This is a genomic window from Flavobacterium sp. UBA4854 (assembly GCF_002399805.1).
GTDB classification, from domain to species: Bacteria; Bacteroidota; Bacteroidia; order Flavobacteriales; family Flavobacteriaceae; genus Flavobacterium; species Flavobacterium ginsengisoli.
The window spans coordinates 10,609-35,713 of sequence record NZ_DHEI01000076.1 but is presented as its reverse complement, the minus strand read 5'-3'; the positions used below and the strand labels follow the sequence as shown (position 1 = coordinate 35,713).

At 32.8% G+C, this 25,105-nt stretch carries 24 protein-coding genes; 12 read left to right on the top strand and 12 right to left on the bottom strand.

The window, feature by feature from the left end; translation table 11 throughout:
• The 7 genes from B3J44_RS10710 to hflX form a co-directional block, all read left to right on the top strand.
• Positions 1–833, top strand: an 833-nt coding sequence (locus B3J44_RS10710; RefSeq protein ID WP_286968423.1) for an NADH:flavin oxidoreductase/NADH oxidase, incomplete at its 5' end; no start/stop codon positions are given.
• Positions 834–1,049: 216 nt separating this feature from the next.
• A complete protein-coding gene (locus tag B3J44_RS10705; protein WP_286968422.1) occupies positions 1,050–2,093 on the top strand; it encodes a Gfo/Idh/MocA family oxidoreductase in 1,044 nt (347 codons plus the stop codon).
• A 460-nt stretch (positions 2,094–2,553) separates the two neighbouring features.
• Positions 2,554–3,768: an MFS transporter gene (locus B3J44_RS10700; RefSeq protein WP_198854924.1), complete on the top strand. Its 1,215-nt coding sequence runs from the start codon at positions 2,554–2,556 to the stop codon at positions 3,766–3,768.
• A 204-nt stretch (positions 3,769–3,972) separates the two neighbouring features.
• A complete protein-coding gene (locus tag B3J44_RS10695; RefSeq protein ID WP_286968421.1) occupies positions 3,973–6,792 on the top strand; it encodes a carboxypeptidase-like regulatory domain-containing protein in 2,820 nt (939 codons plus the stop codon).
• A 19-nt stretch (positions 6,793–6,811) separates the two neighbouring features.
• Positions 6,812–8,149, top strand: coding sequence for a DUF5689 domain-containing protein (locus B3J44_RS10690; protein ID WP_286968420.1), 1,338 nt, complete (start codon positions 6,812–6,814; stop codon positions 8,147–8,149).
• Between the two features lie 137 nt (positions 8,150–8,286).
• Positions 8,287–9,144, top strand: a complete 858-nt coding sequence (locus B3J44_RS10685) for a hypothetical protein (RefSeq protein WP_286968418.1) — start codon at positions 8,287–8,289, stop codon at positions 9,142–9,144.
• Between the two features lie 164 nt (positions 9,145–9,308).
• Entirely contained in the window at positions 9,309–10,541 is a 1,233-nt protein-coding gene (hflX, locus tag B3J44_RS10680) for a GTPase HflX (RefSeq protein ID WP_198854920.1), read from the top strand.
• A gap of 138 nt (positions 10,542–10,679) precedes the next feature.
• Here hflX and B3J44_RS10675 read toward each other — a convergent pair whose 3' ends face one another.
• The 7 genes from B3J44_RS10675 to B3J44_RS10645 form a co-directional block, all read right to left on the bottom strand.
• Complete coding sequence (locus B3J44_RS10675; RefSeq protein ID WP_198854919.1) at positions 10,680–11,630, bottom strand: DUF3078 domain-containing protein; 951 nt, start codon at positions 11,628–11,630, stop codon at positions 10,680–10,682.
• A 78-nt stretch (positions 11,631–11,708) separates the two neighbouring features.
• Positions 11,709–12,218, bottom strand: a complete 510-nt coding sequence (locus tag B3J44_RS10670; RefSeq protein ID WP_286968415.1) for a DUF2480 family protein — start codon at positions 12,216–12,218, stop codon at positions 11,709–11,711.
• Positions 12,219–12,300: 82 nt separating this feature from the next.
• Entirely contained in the window at positions 12,301–12,624 is a 324-nt protein-coding gene (locus tag B3J44_RS10665) for an SUF system Fe-S cluster assembly protein (protein WP_012023258.1), read from the bottom strand.
• A gap of 104 nt (positions 12,625–12,728) precedes the next feature.
• A complete protein-coding gene (locus B3J44_RS10660; RefSeq protein WP_286968410.1) occupies positions 12,729–13,121 on the bottom strand; it encodes a GxxExxY protein in 393 nt (130 codons plus the stop codon).
• 186 nt (positions 13,122–13,307) lie between these two features.
• Complete coding sequence (locus B3J44_RS10655; protein WP_198854917.1) at positions 13,308–13,733, bottom strand: SufE family protein; 426 nt, start codon at positions 13,731–13,733, stop codon at positions 13,308–13,310.
• A gap of 2 nt (positions 13,734–13,735) precedes the next feature.
• Positions 13,736–14,089: a hypothetical protein gene (locus B3J44_RS10650; protein WP_286968408.1), complete on the bottom strand. Its 354-nt coding sequence runs from the start codon at positions 14,087–14,089 to the stop codon at positions 13,736–13,738.
• An 85-nt stretch (positions 14,090–14,174) separates the two neighbouring features.
• Positions 14,175–15,389 carry an aminotransferase class V-fold PLP-dependent enzyme gene (locus tag B3J44_RS10645; protein WP_286968406.1) on the bottom strand — a complete coding sequence of 405 codons (1,215 nt, stop codon included), beginning with the start codon at positions 15,387–15,389 and terminating at the stop codon, positions 14,175–14,177.
• Positions 15,390–15,608: 219 nt separating this feature from the next.
• Between B3J44_RS10645 and B3J44_RS10640 the strand changes: the two genes are divergently transcribed.
• From B3J44_RS10640 to B3J44_RS10625, 4 genes are read left to right on the top strand one after another with little or no spacing between them, the layout of a single operon-like run.
• Positions 15,609–16,958: a serine hydrolase domain-containing protein gene (locus tag B3J44_RS10640; protein ID WP_286968405.1), complete on the top strand. Its 1,350-nt coding sequence runs from the start codon at positions 15,609–15,611 to the stop codon at positions 16,956–16,958.
• 46 nt (positions 16,959–17,004) lie between these two features.
• Complete coding sequence (locus tag B3J44_RS10635) at positions 17,005–17,529, top strand: ATP-binding protein (protein ID WP_286968404.1); 525 nt, start codon at positions 17,005–17,007, stop codon at positions 17,527–17,529.
• Complete coding sequence (locus tag B3J44_RS10630; protein WP_286968402.1) at positions 17,529–19,046, top strand: PIN domain-containing protein; 1,518 nt, start codon at positions 17,529–17,531, stop codon at positions 19,044–19,046. The genes B3J44_RS10635 and B3J44_RS10630 overlap by 1 nt, the downstream gene beginning before the upstream one ends.
• A gap of 4 nt (positions 19,047–19,050) precedes the next feature.
• On the top strand, positions 19,051–19,434 hold the full coding sequence (locus B3J44_RS10625; protein ID WP_286968400.1) for an ASCH domain-containing protein: 384 nt from the start codon (positions 19,051–19,053) through the stop codon (positions 19,432–19,434).
• A 62-nt stretch (positions 19,435–19,496) separates the two neighbouring features.
• Here B3J44_RS10625 and sufD read toward each other — a convergent pair whose 3' ends face one another.
• From sufD to B3J44_RS10600, 5 genes are all read right to left on the bottom strand, one after another.
• Positions 19,497–20,813 carry a Fe-S cluster assembly protein SufD gene (sufD, locus tag B3J44_RS10620; RefSeq protein WP_286968398.1) on the bottom strand — a complete coding sequence of 439 codons (1,317 nt, stop codon included), beginning with the start codon at positions 20,811–20,813 and terminating at the stop codon, positions 19,497–19,499.
• A 66-nt stretch (positions 20,814–20,879) separates the two neighbouring features.
• The gene (gene sufC / locus B3J44_RS10615; protein ID WP_008466070.1) at positions 20,880–21,626 is read right to left on the bottom strand and encodes a Fe-S cluster assembly ATPase SufC; all 747 of its coding nucleotides are present in this window, start codon (positions 21,624–21,626) and stop codon (positions 20,880–20,882) included.
• A gap of 11 nt (positions 21,627–21,637) precedes the next feature.
• A complete protein-coding gene (locus tag B3J44_RS10610; protein WP_198854912.1) occupies positions 21,638–22,126 on the bottom strand; it encodes a flavodoxin family protein in 489 nt (162 codons plus the stop codon).
• 7 nt (positions 22,127–22,133) lie between these two features.
• Positions 22,134–23,582 carry a Fe-S cluster assembly protein SufB gene (sufB, locus tag B3J44_RS10605; protein ID WP_286968394.1) on the bottom strand — a complete coding sequence of 483 codons (1,449 nt, stop codon included), beginning with the start codon at positions 23,580–23,582 and terminating at the stop codon, positions 22,134–22,136.
• A gap of 90 nt (positions 23,583–23,672) precedes the next feature.
• Complete coding sequence (locus B3J44_RS10600; protein WP_026727150.1) at positions 23,673–24,002, bottom strand: HesB/IscA family protein; 330 nt, start codon at positions 24,000–24,002, stop codon at positions 23,673–23,675.
• A gap of 321 nt (positions 24,003–24,323) precedes the next feature.
• Here B3J44_RS10600 and B3J44_RS10595 point away from each other — a divergent pair.
• Positions 24,324–25,105: hypothetical protein (locus B3J44_RS10595; RefSeq protein WP_286968391.1), on the top strand; the 782-nt coding region annotated here is incomplete at its 3' end.

Genomic DNA, 25,105 nt, shown 5'->3' with positions numbered 1-25,105 from the left:
TCGAAAAACTAAAACAAATCAACACATTTATTGTTTCTCAAAATTCGATTCCCGGAATTCAATTGGCGCATGCGGGAAGAAAAGCGAGTGTTTCGGCTCCGTGGTTGGGTAATAAAAAGTTAGATTTCGCTCAAGGCGGATGGCAGACCGTTGCGCCAAGTGCGATTCCGTATCACGATAACGAACCGTTTCTTCCAGAAGCGTTAGATAAAAACGGAATTCAAAAAGTAATTTCAGATTTTAAATCGGCAACAAAAAGAGTGGTCGAAGCAGGATATCAGGTTATAGAAATTCATGCAGCGCATGGTTATTTACTGCATCAATTTCTTTCTCCGTTAACAAACGTAAGAACAGACGAATATGGAGGAAGTTTTGAAAACAGAATCCGTTTTACATTAGAAATTGTAGAAGCGGTTCAGTCAGAATGGCCTTCAGATTTGCCATTGTTTGTTAGAATTTCGGCAACAGATTGGGCAGAAAACGGTTGGAATCCAGAAGAATCTGTACAGCTTTCTAAAATATTAAAAGAAAAAGGAGTAGATTTAATCGATGTTTCGTCTGGCGGACTGGTCTCGCATCAAAAAATAACATTAGGGCCAGGCTATCAAGTTCCTTTTGCAGAAAAAGTAAAACAAGAAGCAGGAATTTCAACAGGTGCAGTTGGTTTAATTACAGAAGCTAAACAAGCAGAAGCAATTTTAAATAACGATCAAGCCGATTTAATTTTGTTCGCAAGAGAATCTTTAAGAAACCCAAATCTTCCTTTGGATTTTGCTAAAGAGCTAAACGACGATATTCAATGGCCAAAACAATACGAAAGAGCTAAACTTTAAATATTTTTATTAGCCACAGATTACACGGATTAAAATGATTTTTTTTTAATTTTTTTTCGCACGAATTACACAAATTTTCACGAATTTATTTAAGTTTTGAACATTATGATTTGTGTAAATTTGTGTAATTGCTTCGCCTATTCGCTATCGCTCGGGTCGTGGCAAACAGAAAATCCTTTTTAATCCATTTAATCTGTGGCAAAAAAACATAACAATATGCAGAAAATTAAAACAGCACTATTATCATACGGAATGTCGGGGAAAGTTTTTCACGCTCCGTTTTTAGATATTCACGAAGGATTTGAACTTTTAGGCTCTTGGGAAAGAAGTAAAAAATTAATTCAAGAAGATTACCCATACGTAAAAAGTTACGCTTCGCTAGACGAACTTTTAGCAGACGATGTAGATTTAGTAATCGTAAATACGCCAGTTGGAACGCATTACGAATACGCTAAAAAAGTGCTTTTGGCAGGAAAGCATGCCGTCGTAGAAAAAGCTTTTACAACAACTGCAGCCGAAGCAAAAGAATTGGCAAAAATTGCAAAAGAAAAAGGTTTAAAATTGTCTGTTTTCCAGAACAGAAGATGGGACAGCGATTTTAAAACCGTTAAAAAAGTAATTGATGATGGTCTTTTGGGAGATTTAGTAGAAGCCGAATTCCATTTTGACCGATACAATCCGTCATTGAGTCCCAAAGCACATAAAGAAACAGCAAATGATGGTGCAGGAGTTTTAAAAGATTTAGGACCGCACATCATAGATCAGGCAGTAAGTTTATTTGGCTGCCCAAAAGCGGTATTTGGAGACATTCGTGTAACCAGAGAAAACTCAGTTGTAGACGACTGGATCGATCTGACTTTATTTTATTCTAATTTTAGAGTCCGCTTAAAAGCAGGATTTTTTGTGAGAGAAGCCAACCCAGCTTATACTTTGCACGGAAAAAAAGGTTCTTTCTTAAAACCTCGCGGAGATGTTCAAGAAGACGATTTAAAAGTAGGTAAAAAACCAAACGTAGATTCTTGGGGAACAGAAGATGAAAGCTTGCAGGGACTTTTGCACACCGAAATAGACGGTAAAATTGTGAGAGAAAAAATCCCAACGCTTCAAGGCAATTATTTTAGCTTTTTCGATGGCGTTTACGATTCAATTGCAAACGATAAAAAAGAACCTGTTACAGGAGATGAAGGCGTAAAAGTAATGCAAGTTATAGAAGCTGCAATTGCGAGTAACGCACAGCAAAAAGTGATAGGCATATCATAACCCATTCCGTAGGAATGTCTCATCGGTAGTAGTAGGCATACAATAATTCATTCCATAGGAATGTTTCGTTGGTAGAAAAAAATTATTTCGTTGTTGTATTTACGTTCCGTAGGAAGGTTTGATACATTAAATTGTTAAAAATGGCGTCAAAATCAAACGTTCCTACGGAACGTAAATGTGGCGGAACATTATTTTTTCTACCGACGAAATGTTCCTACGGAACAACGAAATATAAATATGGGCTGTTTCAATATTTGAAACAGCCTTTTTTTCGTTAAAAAAAAATGAAACAAATTATAATTCTATTAAACCCAAAAAATTGTAATTTTAATAGGCCAAATTCAACTCAAAACCTTTGAATTTATAAACAATAACGTTGTATATTGTGTATAACCTCAGGCTTTATGCACTTTGACGAGCGTTTTTAGTATTTTTGACAACATTCCAATAAAAATTCAATATGCTGATAAACATTAATCCATTATCGCTTTTTCAGACCAAAGCCAAAATCAAGAAAGTATTTAGAGAAGCCAAAGCTTCGTATTTAAACCGAATTCGTTTTGCTGTTGGAATGTTTTATTTTGGAATGGGTTTGAGTTTTGCTACATGGGCAAGTAGAATTCCAGACATCAAAAGTGCTTTACATTTGTCAGAAGGCGATTTAGGCTCTATACTTTTTGCGCTTCCAGTTGGACAGCTTATTGTTATGCCATTTTCAGGAAAAATGGTAACTAAATTCGGTAGTCATCGTATTTTGGTTTTCTCTTTAATAATGTATGTTTTGTGCTTAATCAATTTAGGTTTGGCAACAACATCGTTACAATTATCATTAGGATTATTCTTGTTTGGTGTGTTCGGAAATCTTGCCAATATTGCCGTAAATACTCAAGGAGTTTATACAGAGGTTTTATTCAAAAAAACAATCATGTCTTCTTTTCACGGAATGTGGAGTTTTGCTGGATTTACCGGTGCATTGGTAGGTTTAGGAATGCTGGCTTTAGATTTAAGTCCGTTGCATCATTTTATGATTGTAGCCGGAATTGTATTATTGATGGTCGCATTTAATTTTAAATTTTTAATTAGAGCCAAAGAAAAAGTAAAGCCAAAACAAGAAGGCAAAAAACTATTTGTAAAACCAGACACAGCTTTGCTTTGGTTAGGCGTAATCGGATTCTGTAGTATGGCGAGCGAAGGTGTAATGTTCGATTGGAGCGGCGTTTATTTTAAAGACATTGTAAAAGCGCCAGGACCATTGGTAGTTTTGGGCTATACTTCTTTTATGATTATGATGGCTAGCGGAAGATTTTTAGGCGACGGATTAATCAATAAATTCGGACGCGAACGTGTTATGCAGATTAGCGGTGTCATGATTTCGGCTGGACTTTTTACAGCTGTTTTTCTTCCTTATATCATTCCGTGTACAATCGCTTTTATGTTTGTAGGTTTGGGCGTTGCAACGATCGTTCCTACTGTTTATAGTATTGCAGGTAAAAATCCAACCGTTCCTGCGGGCGAAGCTTTAACGATTGTTTCTAGTGTAAGTTTCTTAGGTTTCTTAATGGGACCTCCAGTAATTGGACATATTGCACAAAGTTTCGGATTGCAGTTTTCTTTTGCCTTCATCGGAATTTTTGGTGTTCTGATTGCTTTTATGGTTTCTAAAATTAGAACTTAAGCATAACTCTATTTTCGATTAAAATTTATTAAAAACAAACATTTTTTGTAGGAATTTATTTATAATTTAAATATTTTTCCTACATTTGAATCCAAGCAATAGCTTAGAGTTTTTAAAACGCTCTTTTTTCCAAAAACCAATTTTATCTTTTGAATAAAGGATTTCAATCCTAAGATTATTTTTCAAAGTAAATTGGATTTTTTGATGGTAAAAAAATACATTGTCTTCTTTTTTATATGGTTTTTTAATTTTGCTTTTTCGCAGAAGGAAATCACAGTAACAGGAATTGTTATTGATGCTCGAACGCAAAATCCGCTAGAAAGTGTCGTGGTAACCATACAAAATACTGCTGTGATGCAGCTCACTTCAAAAACAGGGAAATTTGAACTTCATATATTTCCTAAAAAAGAGCAACTTCTTTTACTAAGAAGCCAAGGTTACAAAGATTTTCTTTTAAAAGTCCAGTCTAATTTAAAAGAAAATATAGATCTCGGAATTTTACAATTAGAAGATACTTATTCAGATGAAGTTCCAGCTGCATTGATTACGTTGTCAGACAATGATTTTTCAGATGATAACAGTTCCTCTGAAATGACATCTAGTCTTTTGCAATCTTCAAGAGATGCTTTTATGCAGGCATCGGCATTCAATTGGGGGCAAGCTCGATTTCGCATGCGTGGTTTGGATAGCGAAAATGCAATCACAATGCTTAACGGAATGCCAATGAATAAGATCTACGATGGCAGACCGCAATGGGGCAATTGGGGCGGTTTAAACAATGTACTTCGCAATCAGGAATTTTCAATCGGGACAGCTGCTTCCAATTATACCTTTGGAGGAATTTTAGGCACACAGCAGATTTTTACTCGTGCTTCTTTGTATAGAAAGGGAGAATCTTTCACTTTTTCTGGAAGCAATACCACTTATTTATGGAGGGCAGTTGCTACCTATGCTTCGGGAATGAATTTGTCTGGATGGGCTTTTGTCGTTTCAGCGGGAAAACGTTGGGCAGATGAAGGTTATTTTGAAGGTACAAGTTTCGATGCAGATTCATTTTTTATTAGTGTAGAAAAAAAAGTAAACAAAAGACATTCTCTCAATTTTACAGGGTTTTATACGCCAAATTCAAGAGGAAAAAATTCAGCCAATACAAATGAACTTACCAATTTAATGGGTGAAAAATACAATTCGTATTGGGGATTTCAGAACAGTGAAAAACGAAATGCCAGAGTAAAAAATGTAGAAGAACCGCTGTTTATGCTCAATCATTATTTTAAAATTGATGATAAAACCAATCTGAATTCGGGTGTAATGTACCAGTTCGGAAAAGTCGGAAACAGTAATATTGATTATCAAAACGCAGATAGTCCAGATCCTGTATATTATAGAAAAATGCCAAGCTATTTTAGTTCGCTTTACGCGAAAGATCAAGGCGAATTTTCTGGTGCGTTTACCCCAGATTATGAAAATGCAGAAAATAGTAAAACAGCTTTTTTAGCAAATCCGAGGATAAATTGGGACGAATTGTATTTTGCCAATCAAAAGCTTGGACCCAATGGATATGAACCTGCACAAAGCCATTATGTTCTCTATGAAGACCGAACTGACGACAAGACTTTAGCAGTAAATTCAAATTTAAATATACAGATTACACCTAATATTTCTTTTGATGGTGGTTTTACTTTTAAGAAACTAAAATCGCATAATTTTCAATATTTGCTAGATCTTCTTGGCGGAGCATATTTTGAAGATATTGATCCATTTTACAAAGGAAATCTCTCTCAATCAGATTTGCAACATCCAAATCGGCAAGTTGTTAAAGGAGATGTTTATGGATATAATTATAATCTGCTGGCTAACACTTTGGATGTTTTTACCCAATTTAAATTTAGTTATAACAAAACCGAATTTTTCTTGACACAGTCTTATTCATTATCAAATTATCAGAGGGAAGGATTATATCAAAATGGACTCTATGCGACAACATCTTTAGGAAAAAGCGAGAACATAAATTTTGAAAATTTTGGTTTCAAAGGCGGATTTACCTATAAAATTTCAGGAAAACAATTATTGTTTTTTAATGCAGTACATTTTACTAGAGCGCCTTCACTCAGAAATACTTTTTCGAATGCGCGGTTAAATAATAACATTGTTGATGGGATCGAAAGTGAGAATACGAGTAGTGCAGAGGCTAATTATGTATACCGCTCATCAAAACTAAAATTGCGTTTAACGGCTTATTATGCTGCAATTAAAAATACTTCCAAAACTTCTTATTTCTATGCTGAAGGAATTTTTGACAACGGTTCTGGCTACGATCCTACAAACGCATTTGTTAGTCAGACCTTAACAAAATTAGATAAGAAAAATACAGGAGCAGAATTAAGTTTTGAGTATCAAATCTGGTCAACATTCAAAACAACTTTATCTGCGGCATTTGGAAATTATGTTTACAGCAGTAATCCCAATGTCACAATTACCAATGATGCCAACAGAGCAAAAGATGGAGCGCAAACTACTTTTGATTTTGGATCTGCTTTTTTAAAAAATTACAAGCAGCCTGGAACTCCGCAACAGGCGTATTCTTTTGGATTAGAATATCGTGACCCTAAGTTTTGGTGGATTGGCGGGAATATAAATTATTTGGCAGAAAGCTATATTGATGTTTCACCAATTTCTAGGACTTCTCAATTTTACATCAATCCAGCTAATGGTTTTCCTTTTCCTGAAGCAACTTCTGAAAGAGGAAATGAATTATTAAAACAGGAAAAATTTCAACCAATTACATTGTTAAATTTTAACGGTGGCAAGTCTTGGCGCATTCATAAAAAATACATCGGACTTTTTGCCAATATAAATAATGTTTTGGGTTTGATATATAAAACAGGTGGTTTTGAACAGGCAAGAAATGCAAATTTTAGAGCCTTAAATCAAGATATTACCAGTGGAACGCCCTCTTTCGGGTCTAGGTATTATTATGGCTATGGCCGAACTTATTTTTTAAATCTTACAATCGGTTTATAAACTGAAAAATTTATTTCTCATGAAAAAATTAATTCTATTTTTTGGCTTAAGCTTACTATATAGTTGCAGTAAAGAAGTTGAAAATCCAAAATTGGCATGTACACAGCCCAACCTTACTGTAAGCAAAACAGTAGAAAAAATATACGAGCTTACAGGAACAACTGCCAAACAATATTTATATGATGATATAATAGAAGCTTATGTGGTTTCGAGCGATGAGGGAGGTAATTTTTTCAAAACGATTTCATTGCAAACAAAAGAAACCGAAAATGCAGCAGCTCTTGGTTTTAGTGTTCCAATAGATGCTACAAATACTTACATTGACTATCGTGTTGGTAATAAAGTATATGTAAAACTTAAAAATCAATTTACAGATTTGTATTATGGAGGTTTAAGAATCGGAAGTTTATATGTGAGTAATGCAGGAGATCCAACAATTGGAAGAATTTCTCAAAACGAATATAAAAATGTACTAAATGCTTCATGTGCAAATTTAGACGAGGATCAATTGGTAAAATCGCTTACTATTGAAGAAGCACTTTCAGATTCTAAATTAAATACTCTGATCGAATTAAATGATGTTGAGTTTACAGAGGCAGCATTGGGGCGTCATTATTTTGAAGAGTCTAATAATGTCGGAGGCTCTACCAATTGGTATTTGAGAGATAAAACAGGAAATCAAGTTATTTTTAGAACAAGCTCTTATGCAAAATTTGCCGATCATTTTGTGCCAGAAGGAAATGGTAAAGCACGAGGAATTATGACAAAATTTGGGTCAGATTATCAATTTATGGTGCGTTATGAAAGTGACGTTGTGATGAACGGAAAAAGAAGCACTCCGTTTTTTTCAGAAGATTTTCAATCGGTTAAAAACAATGTAAATTTTACGCTTCCTGGCTGGAGCAATATTGTAGAAAAAGCTTCAAAACTTTGGAAAAGCATGGTCTATTCTGGAAATGGTTATGCAGAGTTTAATACCACAAGTACAACCGCAGCCGAGAACGTGGCTTGGCTTGTTTCTCCTAAAATAAATCTAACAGGGTATAAAAATGCAGTGCTTTCGTTTAGAAGCGCGCAACACGATTTGAAAGTAGATTCACCTTTAAATACTTTAGAAATATATATATCAACCAATTTTGACGGGGCAAGCGTAGCCAAAGCAAGATGGGTAAAACTTGAAGCAAAAGTTCCGACACTTTCTACTCCCACACGAGAGTTTATGAGTTCTGGCGGAATAGATTTATCTGATTATTCAGGAAATATAAATATTGCTTTTAAATATATCGGTTCAGGGAAAGACAAAACATTAAATGGTGCTTTTATGGTTGATGATGTGAAGATATTTGGAGAGAAGTAAGAACTAATTTAGAATAATGAAATTAATAGATTGATTTTTAAAGCATTATTGAAAAGTTTGTAGTTTTTGTATTTCAAAACGTTAAAATCTAATTGAATTTTGTATTTTGGTCATCCCAAATCAATACAAAAACAAATATGAGAACCTACTTTATTGCCATCTTATGGATGGTATTTCCTTTCTTGATGCACAGTCAAGACAACGTTAGACTAAAGCAGATTAACATTGTAAAAACAAATTACCAAAACTCTAAAGACGGCGAAATTGTTAACAAAACAATGGTTTTTAAAGAAGGTAAACTTCAAACCATAACTACTTCAGATGTTGTACAGCATTTTTTTTATAACAAAAATGGTTTGTTAGATATGAGTGTAAAAGATAAAGTGGGAAGCGACTGGAAAGAGGTAATAAACTATACTTACGACGCTGATAACAACATTATCAAATTTGTAAAAAAATATCAAGAAGGACCAAACTATATTACAAAAGTAGTTTCGTTTGTATATGAAGGAGCAAGAGTAAAAGCAACAACAAAAAAGAGTACCAATCATCAGAATTTAGTAGACGATATTGAATATCTTGTTGAAAACGGAATTATTGTAAGACGTACTTCGCGTGATAGAAATAAGGCGATCATTGGAAAATTAGAATATGTTTATGTAAACGATAATGTGTCAAGACACAAAGGATTGGTTGGAGACAAAATTTCAAAATCATATACTTACGATGATAAAAAGTCGGTTGATCAGTTAATCGTTCAAAACCTTTTTGGAGATAATTACAAAGTAATTGTACCAATGATTTCTTATCATGAAGAAGAATTTGAGTTTGAATCGATTTCTTATAACAATGAAATGAATTTCAGCCCATCATCTGCAGCATTAGTTGCGGTGAGCAGAAAATACAAATACAATAAATTAAACTACCCAATTTCTTGCTCTCAGATAGAAGAAAATGGAATTGTGAAAACGGAAAAAACATTTATTTACGAATAAAAGTTTTAAAAATAGACCATTTATTGATTAAGTGGAACCTTGTTGAGTTTATCTTGACGGGTTCCATTTTTTTTTAAGCTTATTCTACGAATATAAATGTAAAAACAAAATTGTATAATTGATTGTAGCTTACAAATCATTAAATTTGCAGCTTATTCAAGACTATGTTAGAAAAAGAAGTTATAAATTTTGAGAGAACAGTTATCGTTGGTATTGTTACTCAGAATCAAAGTGAAGAAAAACTAAATGAATATTTAGACGAATTGGAGTTTCTGACTTTTACTGCTGGAGGTGAAGTTATTAAACGCTTTTCGCAGAAAATGGAACGTCCTAATCCGAAGACTTTTGTTGGAACGGGAAAAATTGACGACATCAATCTTTTTGTAAAAGAGAACAAAATATCGACTGTAATTTTTGATGATGAATTAACACCATCTCAGCAAAAAAATATCTCAAGAATTATTGACTGTAAAATTCTAGACAGAACAAACTTAATTCTGGACATTTTTGCGCAGAGAGCTGAAACTTCATATGCAAGAACTCAGGTAGAATTGGCGCAATGCCAGTATTTGCTTCCGAGACTTTCTGGTTTATGGACGCACCTTGAGCGTCAAAAAGGAGGTATTGGTATGCGTGGACCTGGAGAAACAGAGATTGAAACCGATAGACGTATTGTGCGTGACAGAATTTCATTATTGAAAGATAAAATCAAAACAATCGACAAGCAAATGAGTATTCAGCGAAGCAATCGCGGTGCAATGGTTCGTGTTGCTTTGGTTGGATATACCAATGTTGGAAAATCGACTTTGATGAATGCAATTGGTAAAAGCGATGTTTTTGTTGAGAACAAATTGTTTGCAACTTTAGACACAACGGTTAGAAAAGTAGTTATTAAAAACCTTCCTTTTTTACTTTCTGATACAGTTGGATTTATTCGAAAATTACCAACTCAATTGGTTGATTCATTTAAAAGTACCTTAGATGAGGTTCGTGAAGCTGATTTATTGCTACATGTAGTAGATATTTCGCATCCGGATTTTGAAGATCATATCGAGTCTGTAAATAAGACCTTGCAGGAGATAAAAAGCAACGACAAACCAACTATTATGGTTTTTAATAAAATCGATGCTTACAAACATCTTACTATTGATGAAGACGATTTGATTACAGAAAGAACCCGTAAACATTATACTCTTGACGAGTGGAAGCAAACGTGGATGAGTAATGTTGGTCAGAATAAAGCTTTGTTTATCTCAGCCAGAAATAAAGAGAATTTCGAAGAATTTAGAGAAACAGTTTATGAAGCTGTTCGCCAGATCCATATCACACGTTTTCCTTATAATAAATTCTTGTATCCTGATTACAAGGATGCAGTTGAAAAAGAAGATGAAGAATAAAATGAAGAAAAGCTTTTGATAAATTCAAAAGCTTTTTTGTTTTGCCACAGATTAAAGGATTATTTAGATTAAAAAATCCTTTTAAATCTTTTAGGTGGCATTAATAATTTTTACGCTGGAATCTAGTACGATGGATAATTAAAATCCAAAATTAACTCCTAAACCAAATACTTCTCTAGTTTGAAGCCCTGCAAATGCATTATCATCATAAATAGCCTGAAACGATAAATTAGCAGATAAAAACTTGTTGATTTTCATTATGACATTTAGCGAATAATTTATATCGACATTTTGCGGGTCTTCAAGATAATTTGAATAAAGGTTAAGTGTGTTTTCGGCAGTCACATTTGTCATGATTGCCAATTTGTAATAGACTGAAGCATAAAAACCAAGTTCGTAACGCATAGTTTTGCCTTCGTCAACACCAAAATAACTGCCGTCTACATATGGTAGGCCAGTAAATCTATCAATTCCAGTTGTATAGGCATTGTCTACAAAAGTGAATTTTGAAGTTAGGGGAGCAAAATTTATTTTAAGATTGTCGTCTTTTGTCCAGTAAATACCAGGACCAGTGGTAAGATATCCAGGAGACATAAATTTGGTTTGTTCAGTCCTTATTTGCTTCCCATTTTCATCTTGATCATAAATGTAGCCTGTTGAAAATTGTGTTCTAAAATTTAGAAAGTATGAATAATACCATTGTCCAAAAGCTTTTTTTCCGAGTATGGAATTGAATTCTAAGCGGTCATCAGTTTTTTTTGTGAAGTCATCATTTTTGGTTTGAAGAAGACCGTACGATGCTAAAACTTTGTTGTCCCAAGTTAAATCATCTTTTTTATAGTTGAAATCATAATTGATTCCTAACGTTCCAGAAAAGCTGTCTTCACCTCCTGCAATCCAATTGTTAAAACTCGATTGATTCAGTAAAAGTGAAACAGTTCCTTTTGTTTTCCAGCCTTCGCCTTCGATAGTATCATTAATTTTTTTTACTGCCTTTTCAGTATTCTGAATTAATTCTTTTTCTGAATTTTGGGCTTGTACAAACGTGAAGTTTACTAAAATGAAAAGTAATAGAGTTAGCTTTCTCATGGTTTTTAGTTTAGAGTGTATTATCAAATATACTAAAAACCAATTGAAAGATAAAGGTTGATGCGTTGTTATTGCAGGTTATTTCTTAGATTCTTTATATAAAGGTACTGCAGAACATGCTTCTCCGTACATTATACTTCTTGCAAACGGCTGTAAGTGAGTTGTAGCTAAAATATAAGCGCGCATTGGAACTGGTTTTCTAGAACAGCCTTTTACAATGACAGGTTTGCCTTTGTAGGCAGAATAGTCAATTGTACTTAAAATTTCTTCGTAAAGACTTGCATCTAGATCTTCAATAGTTCCGTTAACGACTTTTTTTGCAAAAGGAGCCAAATGAACACTCACCAAAATTAATGCCCAAGCAGGAATTATGGCATCTGTACTACAATGTACAGCAACATATTGATCCTGATATTGCGACCAATCGTGATTTTTAAGATGTTCTCTAAAGTCTTTTTCTTTCAATAAAAATCCTTCCAAAAGCCATTGCGAAATGTCAATCTGCACACGCATTCCTTTTGGATAATAATCTTCAAGATCAAAAACCTCTAAAGCACTATTGGCAACTTTATTGATAATTTCTTCCATTTTTTAGTCTGAAAGTCGAAAGTCGAAAGTCATAAAGTCTTTTTACTTTAGACTTTATGACTTTCAACTTTATGACTATTTTTTAAAGCATTCCTAATTCTAATTTTGCTTCTTCGCTCATTAAATCTTTGCTCCAAGGCGGATCGAAAGTAATTTCAACGTCTACATCTTTGATGTTTTCTATTGTTTTTACTTTTTCTTCTACTTCTCTAGGTAAGCTTTCTGCAACTGGGCAATTTGGTGAAGTAAGTGTCATCAGGATTTTTACTTCGTAATCTGTGTTTACCATTACGTCGTAAATTAATCCTAATTCATAAATATCTACAGGAATCTCTGGATCGTAAATTCCTTTTAAAACTCTTACGATTGATTCTCCTAATTCGTTTGTGTCTATTTCTTGTTCCATTGTTTTTGTTTTTTCATCATATAAGTTATATAAGTTCATTTAAAACTATGCGCTTAAATAAAATGTTGATGCTTTATTTTATATTTTAATCTTCTAGCCAACGATTATAATTCGTTAACATATGTTTTTTGTCCTTCATGATAGATATTTGTGACATTGAAGTTTATCATTAAACCTATTGGTGATTTTAAAAGTTTCATATAAGACATCAGTTTTGCAACATGAATTGGTATAATTTGATCGACTGATTTTAATTCAAGTACTAAACAATTTTCAATGAATAAATCACATCTTAGATCTGACTCTAATTCTAAACCTTTATATTCTACAGGAATCACTAATTCAGATTTAAAGTTAATTCCTCGTAATGACAATTCCTTAATCATACATTTATGATAGATACTTTCTAAAAGCCCCGCACCAATACTTTTATGAACTTCAATCGCTGCTCCGTTAACCTGATAAATTAAATCAGTCAAATATTTCTTTGTTATCATTACTTTTTTTCACAATAATAAGAAATAAAAAGAAAGACAAAACTTACTTTATTTGTTTTTTCATCATATAAGAAATACTGGGTTCATTTTAAATGTTTCGCTTAAATTTCTTACATTTAACTATATAAATAATTTAAGAGCCAAAACTTAAATTTTCTTATATCACTTATATGTTTTAAAATTTTTTTAATTTTTGTTTTTAGCATCAAAAGCCAAAGCATACATTTTGATGTTTTTTATCATCGAAACCAAACCGTTGGCGCGTGTTGCGGATAAATGTTCTTTTAAGCCGATTTCGTCTATAAAATCAGTGTCAGCTTCTAGAATATCTTTTGCTTTTTGATTAGAGAAAGCACGAATTAAAATTGCAATTATTCCTTTTGTCAAAATAGCATCGCTATCTGCTGTAAAAACAATTTTATCATCTTGCTGTTCGCCTTGCAACCAAACTTTAGACTGACAGCCTTTGATTAAATTATCTTCGGTTTTGTATTCTTCTTTAATTAACGGAAGACTTTTTCCTAGTTCGATGATGTACTCATAACGCTGCATCCAGTCATCGAACATTGAAAATTCGTCTATTATTTCGTCTTGTATTTCTTTTATTGTCATAATTATTCTTTAGAAAAATCAACTAGTAAATTAACTAGTTTTTCGATTTCTTTTGGCGGAAAACCATTGTCAAAACCTGGTGTTTCGTATGTTTTTCCTTCTTTAGTTATTTTTAAATTTCCTATTGCAGCGCCATCATAAGTGCGTTTGTCTGTCGGTGCTTTTAAGGTAGAAAGATTGTCTAAATTAACTTTTGAATATGCTGAAATAATCTCGTTCCATTTTGCATCATTAATCTTGCTTTTAACAGCTTCAGCGTTACGTTCTTTAACAACCGAAACGGTTTTGCTTTCAACGGTGATCACTTTATAATAACCTCTTGAAAGTGCAGAGTATTCAATTTGTGTAGCTTTCATGTCTGCTTTTTTTTGACTGCAGCATCCCGTAGCAATAAAAAGTGTCAGGAGCAATAATGATACTATTCGCATATAATTTATTTTTTTAGCTTAACATAGTTTGTGCTTTCTTAACAGCATCAACCATGGCGTCAATTTCTTCTTTTGTATTATAAAATGAGAAAGAAGCACGAATTGTTCCCGGAATACAGAAGAAATTCATAATTGGCTGTGCACAATGATGTCCTGTTCTAACTGCAATTCCTAACTTATCTATAATAGAACCAATATCGTACGGATGGATTCCATCAATATTAAATGAAACTACAGAAGCTTTGTTTTTTCCGGTTCCATAGATTTTTATTCCTTCAATTTCAGATAAACGTTTTGTAGCGTGTTCTAAAAGTTCGTGTTCGTATGCCTCAATATTTTCGAAGCCAATGTTGTTCAAATAATCAATTGCAGTTCCTAATACGATTCCACCAGCGATGTTCGGAGTTCCAGCTTCAAATTTATGCGGTAAATCTGCGTAAGTTGTTTTCTCGAAAGTAACTTCTTTGATCATTTCTCCGCCGCCTTGGTAAGGAGGAAGTTTATTCAGCCAAGCTTCTTTTCCGTAAAGAATTCCAGTTCCAGTTGGACCGCACATTTTATGACCAGAAAAAGCATAAAAATCACAGTCTAATTCCTGAACATCTGGTTTTAAATGCGGAACAGCCTGCGCGCCATCAATTAAAACCGCAGCTCCAACTGAATGTGCCTTATCGATGATATATTTAATTGGGTTAATGATTCCCAATGCATTTGAAATATGATTTACGGTGACGATTTTCGTTTTATCCGAAAGTAATTTATCAAATTCCTCAATGATTAATTCTCCATTATCATTGATTGGAATAACTCTTAAAATTGCTCCAGTTTTTTCGCATAACATTTGCCAAGGCACAATGTTGCTATGGTGTTCCAAAGAAGAAACAACCACTTCGTCACCAGGTTTTAAAATCGAAGCAAATCCGTTTGCAACTAAATTAATTCCGTGCGTTGTTCCCGAAGTAAAAAGCACTTCATGAGCATGTTTTGCATTGATGTGATCTTTTACTTTTCCGCGAGAAATCTCGTAGGCATCAGTTGCTAACTGGCTTAAAGTGTGAACGCCACGGTGAATGTTCGCGTTGATTTCTTGATAATATTTTACTTCTGCATCAATCACAACTTGTGGTTTTTGCGAAGTAGCTCCGTTGTCGAAATATACTAATGGCTTTCCGTTTACAGTTTGAGAAAGTATTGGGAAATCAGCTCTTATTTTTTGAATATCTAGCATGTCTTATTTAGAAAAAATCTATTTACAAAAGTACTAAAACTAAATTTGTTTATACAGAAATTCTATAATTTCCTTTTATGATGCCATTGTTTGAAGCTGTAAATGCTGATTCTGTAAAAATCAATTCGGTTTTCTGAATTATCTGAAATGGTTTTCTAATTTGACACTTAAAATCGTGAACATAAATTATTTATATTGCAGTAAAAATATCTAATCATTATGAAAAAAATTCTCAAAGTATTCCTTCTTGTACTAGTTCTGGCTTTTTTGTATTTCGGTTTCACAACGTATCCGAAACTTGATCTGATTTCTGGTTTCTCGGCAAAAAGTGTTGCATCAGGGCATTTTATTGATAATCGTCCGTTGGATTTAATTGAGAAAACAGATAATGATATTAAAATGATTGATCTGGCGAAAAACGTAATTGATGATGCTGGGAAATTTGCGGTGGCTTCTGTTTATGGTTTAAAAGAAAGAAAAGCGATTTATCGTGAAGGCTTAGGAGCAACTTTGATTAATGATAATTTTGATATTTCGAAGCCTTATTTGCTTCCAAAAAGAACAAAACTAGAAAATAATCTTCCTTTTCCTTACGGAAATAATGAACCAAAAGATACCGCTTTCGCAAATGTCGATTACGCAAAATTAAAAAAAGCAATTGATGATTCTTTCGATAAAGATGGAGGAAAAGCAAAACGCACGCGCGCCGTTGTCGTTTTATATAAAGACAAATTAATCGGCGAAAAATACGATACAGGTTTCAATAAAAACAGTAAAATTTTAGGTTGGTCAATGACAAAAAGTATCACAAGTTCGGCTTTTGGAGTTTTGGCTAAACAAGGAAAAATCGATATTTATAAACCAGCTCCAATCAAAGAATGGCAGAACGATGAGCGTAAAAACATTACGATCAATGATTTGCTTCACATGAATTCTGGTTTAGAATGGGAAGAGAATTACAGTACAATTTGCGATGCTACAAAAATGCTTTTTCAGGCCGAAGATATGGGAAAAGTGCAAATGGATAAACCAGCAAAATATAAACCCAATACACATTGGTATTATTCTTCTGGAACGACCAATTTATTATCGAGAATTTTAAGAAGCCAATTTAAAACCCAACAAGAATATCTTGATTTTTGGTACAGCGCCGTAATCGATAAAATAGGAATGAATTCGATGATTGTGGAGCAGGATATGTCAGGAACGTTTGTAGGTTCATCTTACGGATGGGCAACACCAAGAGACTGGTCAAAATTTGGATTGTTATATCTTCATAAAGGAAACTGGAACGGAGAACAAATTTTAGACGAAAGTTGGGTAAAATACACATCAACTCCAACGAATACTTCTGATGGAAAATATGGAGCACAATTTTGGTTAAACGCTGGAGGGAAATTCCCAGATGTTCCTCGTGATATGTTTTATTGCAGTGGTTACCAAGGGCAAATGGTGGCGATTATTCCGTCTTTGGATATGGTGATTGTGAGAATGGGAGTAAGAGAAGAAGAGCCTGGATTTGATTTTAACGGGTTTTTGAAAAGGATAATTGAGAGTGTGAAGAAATAATTTGTAATATATTTCATTCTTTTTTATAACTTGCTGAAAAAAATTAATGATGGAATCGTTCGATAACATATTTTTTATTGGTGGTATTCATGGAGTTGGAAAAGGAACTATTTGTAAAGAAATTGCTTCTAAAGCTGAATTGATACATATAACGGCAAGTGAAGTTTTAAAATGGCGAGAAATAAGTTCTTCTGATAATAAGTTAGTTGAAAATATTTCTTCCACACAAGAAAAATTAATTTTCGGATTAAGTAATTTAATTGATAAAAATAAAAAATATTTACTTGATGGTCATTTTTGTTTGCTGAATTCATTAAATGTTCCTTGTAAAATTGACGAAGAAACTTTTGATATTCTTAACCCGAGAGTGATTTCTATTGTTCTAGATGATGTAGAAAAAATAACTAAAAGATTGGAAAATCGTGATAGTAAAAAATATGACATCAAAGTTTTGAACGAATTACAGAATATGGAAATTGAATATGCAAAATATCTTTCGAAAAAGTATTCTGTTCCGTATATCGAGATTATGGATAATAATTATGAACAGTTATTAAATATCACTAGGTAATGAAAGTTTTGCTAGATACAAATATTATTATTCATAGAGAAGCAAATAAAATATACAAACCAGAAATTGGTCAACTTTTCAAATGGATCGATAATCTCAAATATCTGAAATATATTCATCCCTTGACTATTGAAGAATTAGAAAGATACAAAGATAAAAATACTCTTGATACAATGAGTGTTAAAATCGAAAGTTATAATTTACTCAAACATCAAGCTCCTTTGGGTGAAGAAATATTAAATGTAAGTAGAAAAGTTGATAATCAGGAAAATGATTTTAATGATACACAAATTTTAAATGAAGTTTATGAAGGTCGAGTTGATCTTTTGATTTCAGAAGATAAAAAAATTCACATTAAAGCGGGCTTGCTTGGTATTTCATATAAAGTATTTAAAATTCAAACTTTTTTAGAAAAAGTTATTTCTGAAAATCCTGAGTTAGTTAATTACAAAGTTTTAGCTGTTAAAAAAGTTGATTTTGCGGAAGTTAATATTAAAGATGAATTTTTTGATAGTTTCAGACTTGATTATAAGGAATTTAATTCTTGGTTTAATAGTAAATCTGAAGATCCTTGTTATGTATGTTATAGTGATGGTCATTTAACAGCTTTCCTCTTTGTAAAGATTGAAAATGAAACAGAAAATTATTCTAATGTAAATCCTGTTTTTGAGCCAAAAAGAAGATTAAAGATTGGAACATTGAAAGTTACAGGAAATGGATATAAGATTGGGGAAAGATTTTTAAAGACGATTTTTGATAATGCACATCAATTTAAAGTTAAAGAAATTTATGTAACTCTATTTTCAAAACGGCCTGAACAAGAGCAGTTAATTGAAATGTTAGAAGAATGGGGATTTGTTTATCATGGAGTAAAAACTACAGTAAATGGCAAAGAAAAAGTTTACATAAAGGACTTTAATAAAGAAAGTTTAGTAAATGTAAATAATCCAAAATTAACTTTTCCATTCTTGTCATGGAATACAGATAAGTACATTATTAAAATTGAGCCACAATATCATACAGAACTTTTTCCTGATAGCATAAATACAAAAGAGGATGTCAACAAGTATACTGAAAATGAGCCTCACAGAAATCGTATTAGTAAAGTATATATTTCTCATGCTCTTGATCGCAATTTAAAATCTGGAGATTTACTCATTATTTATCGTATGGGTGAAACTACTCCAAAAAAATATTCTAGCACAATTACAACAATTTGTATTGTTGAAAATGTGCAAAATAATTTCAATTCTTTTGAGGATTTTTTCGAAGCTTGTAATAGAAGAACAATGATTCCAAAAAAAGATTTGGAGACACAATGGTGGAATAAATTTCCTAAAAATAGACCATTTGTGATTAACTTTTTATACGCTCATTCCTTACCTACACCAAAACCAACTTTAGATGATTTGAATAAATTAGGCATTATTCCAGATATATTGAATATGCCTAGAGGATTTATTAAAATAACAAATGAGCAATTTAATGATTTGATTAAATTTGCATATAAACTATAACATTATGAAAGTAGTACTGTCAATTAAGCCCCAGTTTGCAAACAAGATATTTGATGGGACAAAAAAATTTGAATTTAGAAAAGCTATTTTTAAAAACCAAAATGTAACATCAGTTTTGGTTTATGCTTCTTCACCTGTTCAAAAAGTGATAGGAGAATTCGAAATAGAGAAAATATTTAATCTTGACCTTAAAGAACTTTGGGATGCAACTAAAGAATATTCTGGCATAACTGAAGATTATTTTTACGAATATTTCGAAAATAGACAACAAGGTTTTGCTATTCAAATAAAAAATAAAAATAAATTTGAAGAGCCCAAATGTTTAAAAGCTGATTATAATTTAACACCACCTCAGTCATTTGCATACTGGTCAAATGAAAAAAGATAAAAATAAAAAAACCGATAAACTTAAAAGCTTATCGGTTTTTCATTTTTATTAAATAGAATTTTTTACAAATCAAATCCTAAATTCACACCTAATTTAGTGGCAATGATTTTAGTAATTCTTTGTTTTAATTCTGGTATTTTGATGCTTTCGATAACGGCATTCGAGAATGCGTACATCAATAAAGCTTTAGCTTCTTTTTTCGGGATTCCACGAGATTGCATGTAGAACATTGCTGTTTCATCAAGCTGCCCAACTGTACAACCGTGAGAACATTTTACGTCATCAGCAAAAATCTCTAATTGAGGTTTTGCGTTGATTGTCGCTTTATCACTCAATAAAATATTGTTGCTTTTTTGGAAAGCATTTGTTTTTTGAGCTTCTTTTTCTACCAAAACTTTTCCGTTGAAAACTCCTGTCGAACGATCAGAGAAAATTCCTTTATAATCTTGGAAACTTTCGCAGTTTGGTTGAGCGTGGTTTACCAAAGTATAATGGTCAACGTGTTGTTTGTCATTTAAAATCGAAATTCCGTTTAACGTACTTGTTAATCTTTCTCCGAAATGGTAAAAGTTTAAGTTGTTACGAGTTAAATTTCCACCAAAAGAGAAAGTGTGCACATAAGCATGGCTTTCCTGTTGTTGAGAAACATAAGTGTTGTCAATTAAATTCGCTTCACTATTATCGTTTTGAATTTTATAATAATCAACAATCGCACGTTTTTGAGCAAAAATCTCTGTAACCGAATTGGTTAAAACTGGATTTTCATTCAAACTTTGGTGACGCTCGATAATTTGAACATGTGAATTTTCGCCCACAATAACCAAATTTCTTGGCTGAACCATTAAAGCCGATTCGTTTCCAGTTGAGAAATACATAATCTCAATTGGTTTATCTGCTACTTTTTTCTTTGGGATATTGATAAAAGCACCTTCAATTGCAAAAGCCGTATTCAATGAAGTCAAGCTGTCATCTTTACTTGCAATCTGATTAAAGTATGTATCAATAACCATTTTATATTTTGGTTTGGTCAATGCAGATGACATCAAGCAAACATCGATTCCGTCGTGAGTTGTAGAAGACAAATGCGAACTGAAAACCCCATCGATAAATACTAATTTGTACGTATCAATTTCGTGTAAAAAGTATTTTTTTACTTGGTTAAATTCGATTGCATTTTCCTGCTTTGGAAAAACCGTAAAGTCATTTTTTAAGATGGCATTTAGCGATGTATATTTCCAAGCTTCTTCTTTTTTGGTTGGGAAACCTTTATTTTCGAAGTTTTTTAAAGCATTTGTGCGTATGTCATGTAAATCTGAATGTACATCAACACGCTCTTCAAAAGCCATAAAAGACGATACTAATTTTTCTTTTAAATCCATTTCTTTAGTTGTAAGTTATGAGTTATGAGTTATGAGTTTTTGCAAACTGTAAACTGTAACTGTAAACTAGTTTTCTGCTTTGATCCAGTCGTATCCTTTTTCTTCTAATTCGTAAGCCAATTCTTTTCCGCCAGATTTTACGATTCTTCCGTTGTAAAGAACATGAACGAAATCAGGAACGATATAATCTAACAAACGTTGGTAGTGCGTGATTACAATAATTGCGTTTTTGTCGCTTTTTAATTTGTTTACACCATTTGCAACAATTCTCAAAGCATCGATATCAAGACCAGAATCTGTTTCGTCAAGGATCGCTAATTTTGGCTCTAACATTGCCATTTGGAAGATTTCGTTTCTTTTTTTCTCTCCTCCAGAAAAACCTTCGTTTAAAGAACGAGAAAGAAATTTACGATCGATTTCTAATAATTCAGATTTCTCACGAATTACTTTCAGCATTTCGTTTGCTGGCATTTCTTCCTGACCGTTTGCTTTACGAGTTTCGTTGATAGCAGTTTTCATGAAGTTAGTAACGCTAACTCCAGGAATTTCTACCGGATATTGAAATGAAAGGAAAACACCTTTATGTGCTCTCTCTTCTGGAGCTAAATCAGCAAGATCTTCTCCGTCAAGAATTACTTCTCCATCTGTAACTTCGTAGTTTTCGTTTCCTGCGATAACAGCAGAAAGTGTACTTTTTCCAGAACCGTTTGGTCCCATGATAGCGTGAACTTCTCCAGCTTTAACTTCTATATTAATTCCTTTAAGAATTTCTTTATCACCAATCGCGGCGTGAAGGTTTTTTATTGATAACATTGTTTTTTATTTTATATAAATGTCAATTCTATTTTTGTTTGTTGGTTTAGGGTGTCGGCATTAAAATGCGTGTGTCCTAAATATTCCATGCCTAAATAATCGGCTGATTTTTGAAACGGAATATAAAAACTTTCGTCAGTTTCATCATCGTGAGAATTTGATATCACTCCGATTTTTTTTCCTCTTAGTTTTCTTCCGGTTTCTTTTTCAATTCGGATTAAATCTGAAATCCTGTCGAAAAAGACCTTCATAATTCCGCTCATATTATACCAATAAATGGGCGTTGCAAAAATTAAAGTATCGTACTTTTCGATAATTCCTCTTATCAGAGGTAAAAAATCATCGCCTAAATTTTTGCTTTCGTAATCATAATGGGAAATATTATAATCACTTAAATTAACTACATCAATGTTGTGTTCTTTCGAAAGTTTATCTACAATTTTTGCTGTATTTCCGTTTTTTCTAGAAGAACCTAAAATGATGACTTTTTTATTTTGCATCTTCCAATTAACCTACAGATCCTTCTAAAGAAATCTCTAATAATTTTTGAGCTTCAACAGCAAATTCCATTGGAAGTTTGTTCAAGACATCTTTACTGAAACCGTTTACAATTAAGGCAATCGCTTTTTCGGTTGGAATACCTCTTTGGTTACAATAGAAAACTTGATCTTCTCCAATTTTACTTGTAGTTGCTTCGTGCTCAATTTTTGCAGATGGATTTTTACTTTCGATATATGGGAAAGTATGCGCACCACAATTGTTACCCATTAACAATGAATCACATTGTGAAAAGTTTCTTGCGTTCTCAGCTCTTGGCGAGATTTGCACTAAACCACGGTAGCTATTTTGTGATTTTCCAGCCGAGATACCTTTAGAAATAATAGTCGATTTAGTATTTTTCCCTAAATGGATCATTTTTGTTCCAGTATCAGCTTGTTGGAAGTTATTTGTTACAGCAATCGAATAAAATTCTCCTACTGAATTATCTCCTTTAAGTACACAAGAAGGATATTTCCAAGTTACAGCAGAACCTGTTTCAACCTGTGTCCAAGAAATTTTAGCGTTTGTTTCGCATAAACCTCTTTTAGTTACGAAGTTGTAAACTCCACCTTTTCCTTCTTTATTTCCTGGGAACCAGTTTTGAACTGTAGAATATTTAATTTCAGCATCATCCAAAGCGATTAATTCAACCACAGCAGCGTGTAATTGGTTTTCGTCACGGCTTGGAGCAGTACATCCTTCAAGGTAAGAAACGTAGCTTCCTTCATCAGCAATAACTAGAGTTCTCTCGAATTGTCCAGTTCCTGCTTGATTAATTCTGAAATAAGTTGAAAGTTCCATTGGGCATTTTATGCCTTTTGGAATATAACAGAAACTTCCATCAGAGAAAACCGCTGAGTTTAATGCTGCGTAGAAGTTGTCTTTTTGAGGTACAACAGTTCCTAAATATTTTTTTACTAATTCTGGGTGTTCTTTGATAGCTTCAGAAATTGGACAGAAAATAATCCCTTTTTCTGCCAAAGTTTTCTTGAAAGTTGTTGCTACAGAAACAGAATCGACAACAATATCCATAGCGACATTGTTCATCATTTTTTGCTCGTCAACAGAAATTCCAAGTTTTTTGTACATCTCTAATAATTCAGGATCAACATCGTCTAGAGTTTTATTAGGATCTACTTGTTTTGGGGCTGAATAATAAGAAATCGCCTGAAAATCTGGTTTTTCGTAACGAACATTTGCCCATTCTGGCTCGATCATTTCTTTCCAAGCGCGGAAAGCTTCGATACGCCATTCGGTCATCCATTCAGGTTCTTCTTTTTTAAGCGAAATAGCTCTTACGATTTCTTCGTTTAAGCCAATAGGGAAAGTTTCAGATTCTATATTAGTATAAAATCCGTACTCATATTCTTTAGTTTCCAGTTCGATTTTTAAATCGTCTTCGGTGTATTTGCTCATTATATTTTTAATGTTGTCTTAAAGTTTTTAAAGTCCAAAGTTTTAAAGTCGGTAAGAGTCTTTGCAGACTTTATGACTTTCGGCTTTTGACTATAAAGAGAATGATTCTCCACATCCGCAAGTTCTGCTTGCGTTAGGATTATTGAAAACAAATCCTTTTCCGTTTAATCCGCCAGAAAATTCTAAAATTGTTCCAGCTAAATAAAGGAATGATTTTTTTTCAACAGCAATTTGTATGTCGTTGTCAACGAATATTTTATCGTCATCTCCTTTGGTTTTGTCAAACTTTAAATCGTAAGACAAACCAGAGCATCCACCACTTTTTACGCCTACTCTTACGTAGTCGTGCGCGGCGTCAAAACCATCATCAGTCATCAAATCGATGATTTTCTTTTTGGCAGTATCAGAAACTTTTATCATTGTTCTTAGATGTTTGTTTTTAATGAACATTTTTTGGTCTGTAATGAATTTAGTACAGATTTAAAACGCTAATTTTCAATGTTAAATAGAAATTATCTGCAAAGATACGACTTAAAAACCTTTTTCCATAACGGTTCACATTATTATAACAAATGTGAAAATAGATAATACTTATTTTGATAAAATGGGAATCAAAATTAGAAAAGAATAATTGTTTTTCAATCGAGCTGCAAATATCGCTCCTAAATGTTAAAAAACAAGTATTTCTACTGATTATAGTCGTTTTTTATTCAATATTTTTGCAGAAAATTAGGAGTAATTATGAAAAAGCAAAATGAAATAAAGTGGTTTAAACCTTTGTTTGCTATGATTTTTGTTTTAGGAGTAGGTGCTGTAGTTTTGGTTTTTAGCAGTGAACCTGAAAAGAATGATAGTGGAGCTAAAGAAGAAAGTATTGCCAATATAATCTCTTCTGGAAGCAAAGAAACAGATGTGCAGAAGAATATTTTAGATTCTTTAAATACATTAAAAATGGCTTATGATGAGGCTATTTTAGAAAAAACAGCTTTGTCTAAAGAATTAGAATTAGAGCGTAAGAATGTTGAAAATTTGATGGCTATTATTAAAGTTTCAAATAATCCTTCGGCTGAACAGATTAGAATTTATCGAAATCAGCTTTCAGATCTAAACACTTCCTTAGAAAACAGGGTTCAGGAAATTAAAAAATTAAAATCTCAGAATAAAAGTTTGCTGACAGAGATTGAAAGCCAAAATGTTGTCATGTATAAGCAAAAAGCAGAAAATGACACTTTGATTTCAAAACAAAAAACATTAGAATCGACTTTAAAAGATGCTTCAAAATTGTATTTAAGTAATTTTAAAGTTGTTGCACTTCGCGAAAAAAGCTCTGGAGCCGAATTGGAAACCACCAAGGCAAAGAATACAAAAAAGCTTAAGGCTAGTTTCACACTTAACGGAAATGCAGTAGCAAAGCCAGGAAAGAGGGTTTTTTACGTTCAGGTTTTAGATCAAAAAAATACGGTTATGGGCGATAATAAGCTGATTGAATTTGGAAATGATAAAGCACTTGTTTACAGTTTTAT

Excerpts from the sequence above, each read along its gene's own strand:
- B3J44_RS10705 (WP_286968422.1), top strand. The coding sequence starts at position 1,050 with ATGCAGAAAATTAAAACAGCACTATTATCATACGGAATGTCGGGGAAA.
- B3J44_RS10700 (WP_198854924.1), top strand. The coding sequence starts at position 2,554 with ATGCTGATAAACATTAATCCATTATCGCTTTTTCAGACCAAAGCCAAA.
- B3J44_RS10695 (WP_286968421.1), top strand. The coding sequence starts at position 3,973 with ATGGTAAAAAAATACATTGTCTTCTTTTTTATATGGTTTTTTAATTTT.
- B3J44_RS10690 (WP_286968420.1), top strand. The coding sequence starts at position 6,812 with ATGAAAAAATTAATTCTATTTTTTGGCTTAAGCTTACTATATAGTTGC.
- B3J44_RS10685 (WP_286968418.1), top strand. The coding sequence starts at position 8,287 with ATGAGAACCTACTTTATTGCCATCTTATGGATGGTATTTCCTTTCTTG.
- hflX (WP_198854920.1), top strand. The coding sequence starts at position 9,309 with ATGTTAGAAAAAGAAGTTATAAATTTTGAGAGAACAGTTATCGTTGGT.
- B3J44_RS10675 (WP_198854919.1), bottom strand. The coding sequence starts at position 11,630 with ATGAGAAAGCTAACTCTATTACTTTTCATTTTAGTAAACTTCACGTTT.
- B3J44_RS10670 (WP_286968415.1), bottom strand. The coding sequence starts at position 12,218 with ATGGAAGAAATTATCAATAAAGTTGCCAATAGTGCTTTAGAGGTTTTT.
- B3J44_RS10665 (WP_012023258.1), bottom strand. The coding sequence starts at position 12,624 with ATGGAACAAGAAATAGACACAAACGAATTAGGAGAATCAATCGTAAGA.
- B3J44_RS10660 (WP_286968410.1), bottom strand. The coding sequence starts at position 13,121 with ATGATAACAAAGAAATATTTGACTGATTTAATTTATCAGGTTAACGGA.
- B3J44_RS10655 (WP_198854917.1), bottom strand. The coding sequence starts at position 13,733 with ATGACAATAAAAGAAATACAAGACGAAATAATAGACGAATTTTCAATG.
- B3J44_RS10650 (WP_286968408.1), bottom strand. The coding sequence starts at position 14,089 with ATGAAAGCTACACAAATTGAATACTCTGCACTTTCAAGAGGTTATTAT.
- B3J44_RS10645 (WP_286968406.1), bottom strand. The coding sequence starts at position 15,389 with ATGCTAGATATTCAAAAAATAAGAGCTGATTTCCCAATACTTTCTCAA.
- B3J44_RS10640 (WP_286968405.1), top strand. The coding sequence starts at position 15,609 with ATGAAAAAAATTCTCAAAGTATTCCTTCTTGTACTAGTTCTGGCTTTT.
- B3J44_RS10635 (WP_286968404.1), top strand. The coding sequence starts at position 17,005 with ATGATGGAATCGTTCGATAACATATTTTTTATTGGTGGTATTCATGGA.
- B3J44_RS10630 (WP_286968402.1), top strand. The coding sequence starts at position 17,529 with ATGAAAGTTTTGCTAGATACAAATATTATTATTCATAGAGAAGCAAAT.
- B3J44_RS10625 (WP_286968400.1), top strand. The coding sequence starts at position 19,051 with ATGAAAGTAGTACTGTCAATTAAGCCCCAGTTTGCAAACAAGATATTT.
- sufD (WP_286968398.1), bottom strand. The coding sequence starts at position 20,813 with ATGGATTTAAAAGAAAAATTAGTATCGTCTTTTATGGCTTTTGAAGAG.
- sufC (WP_008466070.1), bottom strand. The coding sequence starts at position 21,626 with ATGTTATCAATAAAAAACCTTCACGCCGCGATTGGTGATAAAGAAATT.
- B3J44_RS10610 (WP_198854912.1), bottom strand. The coding sequence starts at position 22,126 with ATGCAAAATAAAAAAGTCATCATTTTAGGTTCTTCTAGAAAAAACGGA.
- sufB (WP_286968394.1), bottom strand. The coding sequence starts at position 23,582 with ATGAGCAAATACACCGAAGACGATTTAAAAATCGAACTGGAAACTAAA.
- B3J44_RS10600 (WP_026727150.1), bottom strand. The coding sequence starts at position 24,002 with ATGATAAAAGTTTCTGATACTGCCAAAAAGAAAATCATCGATTTGATG.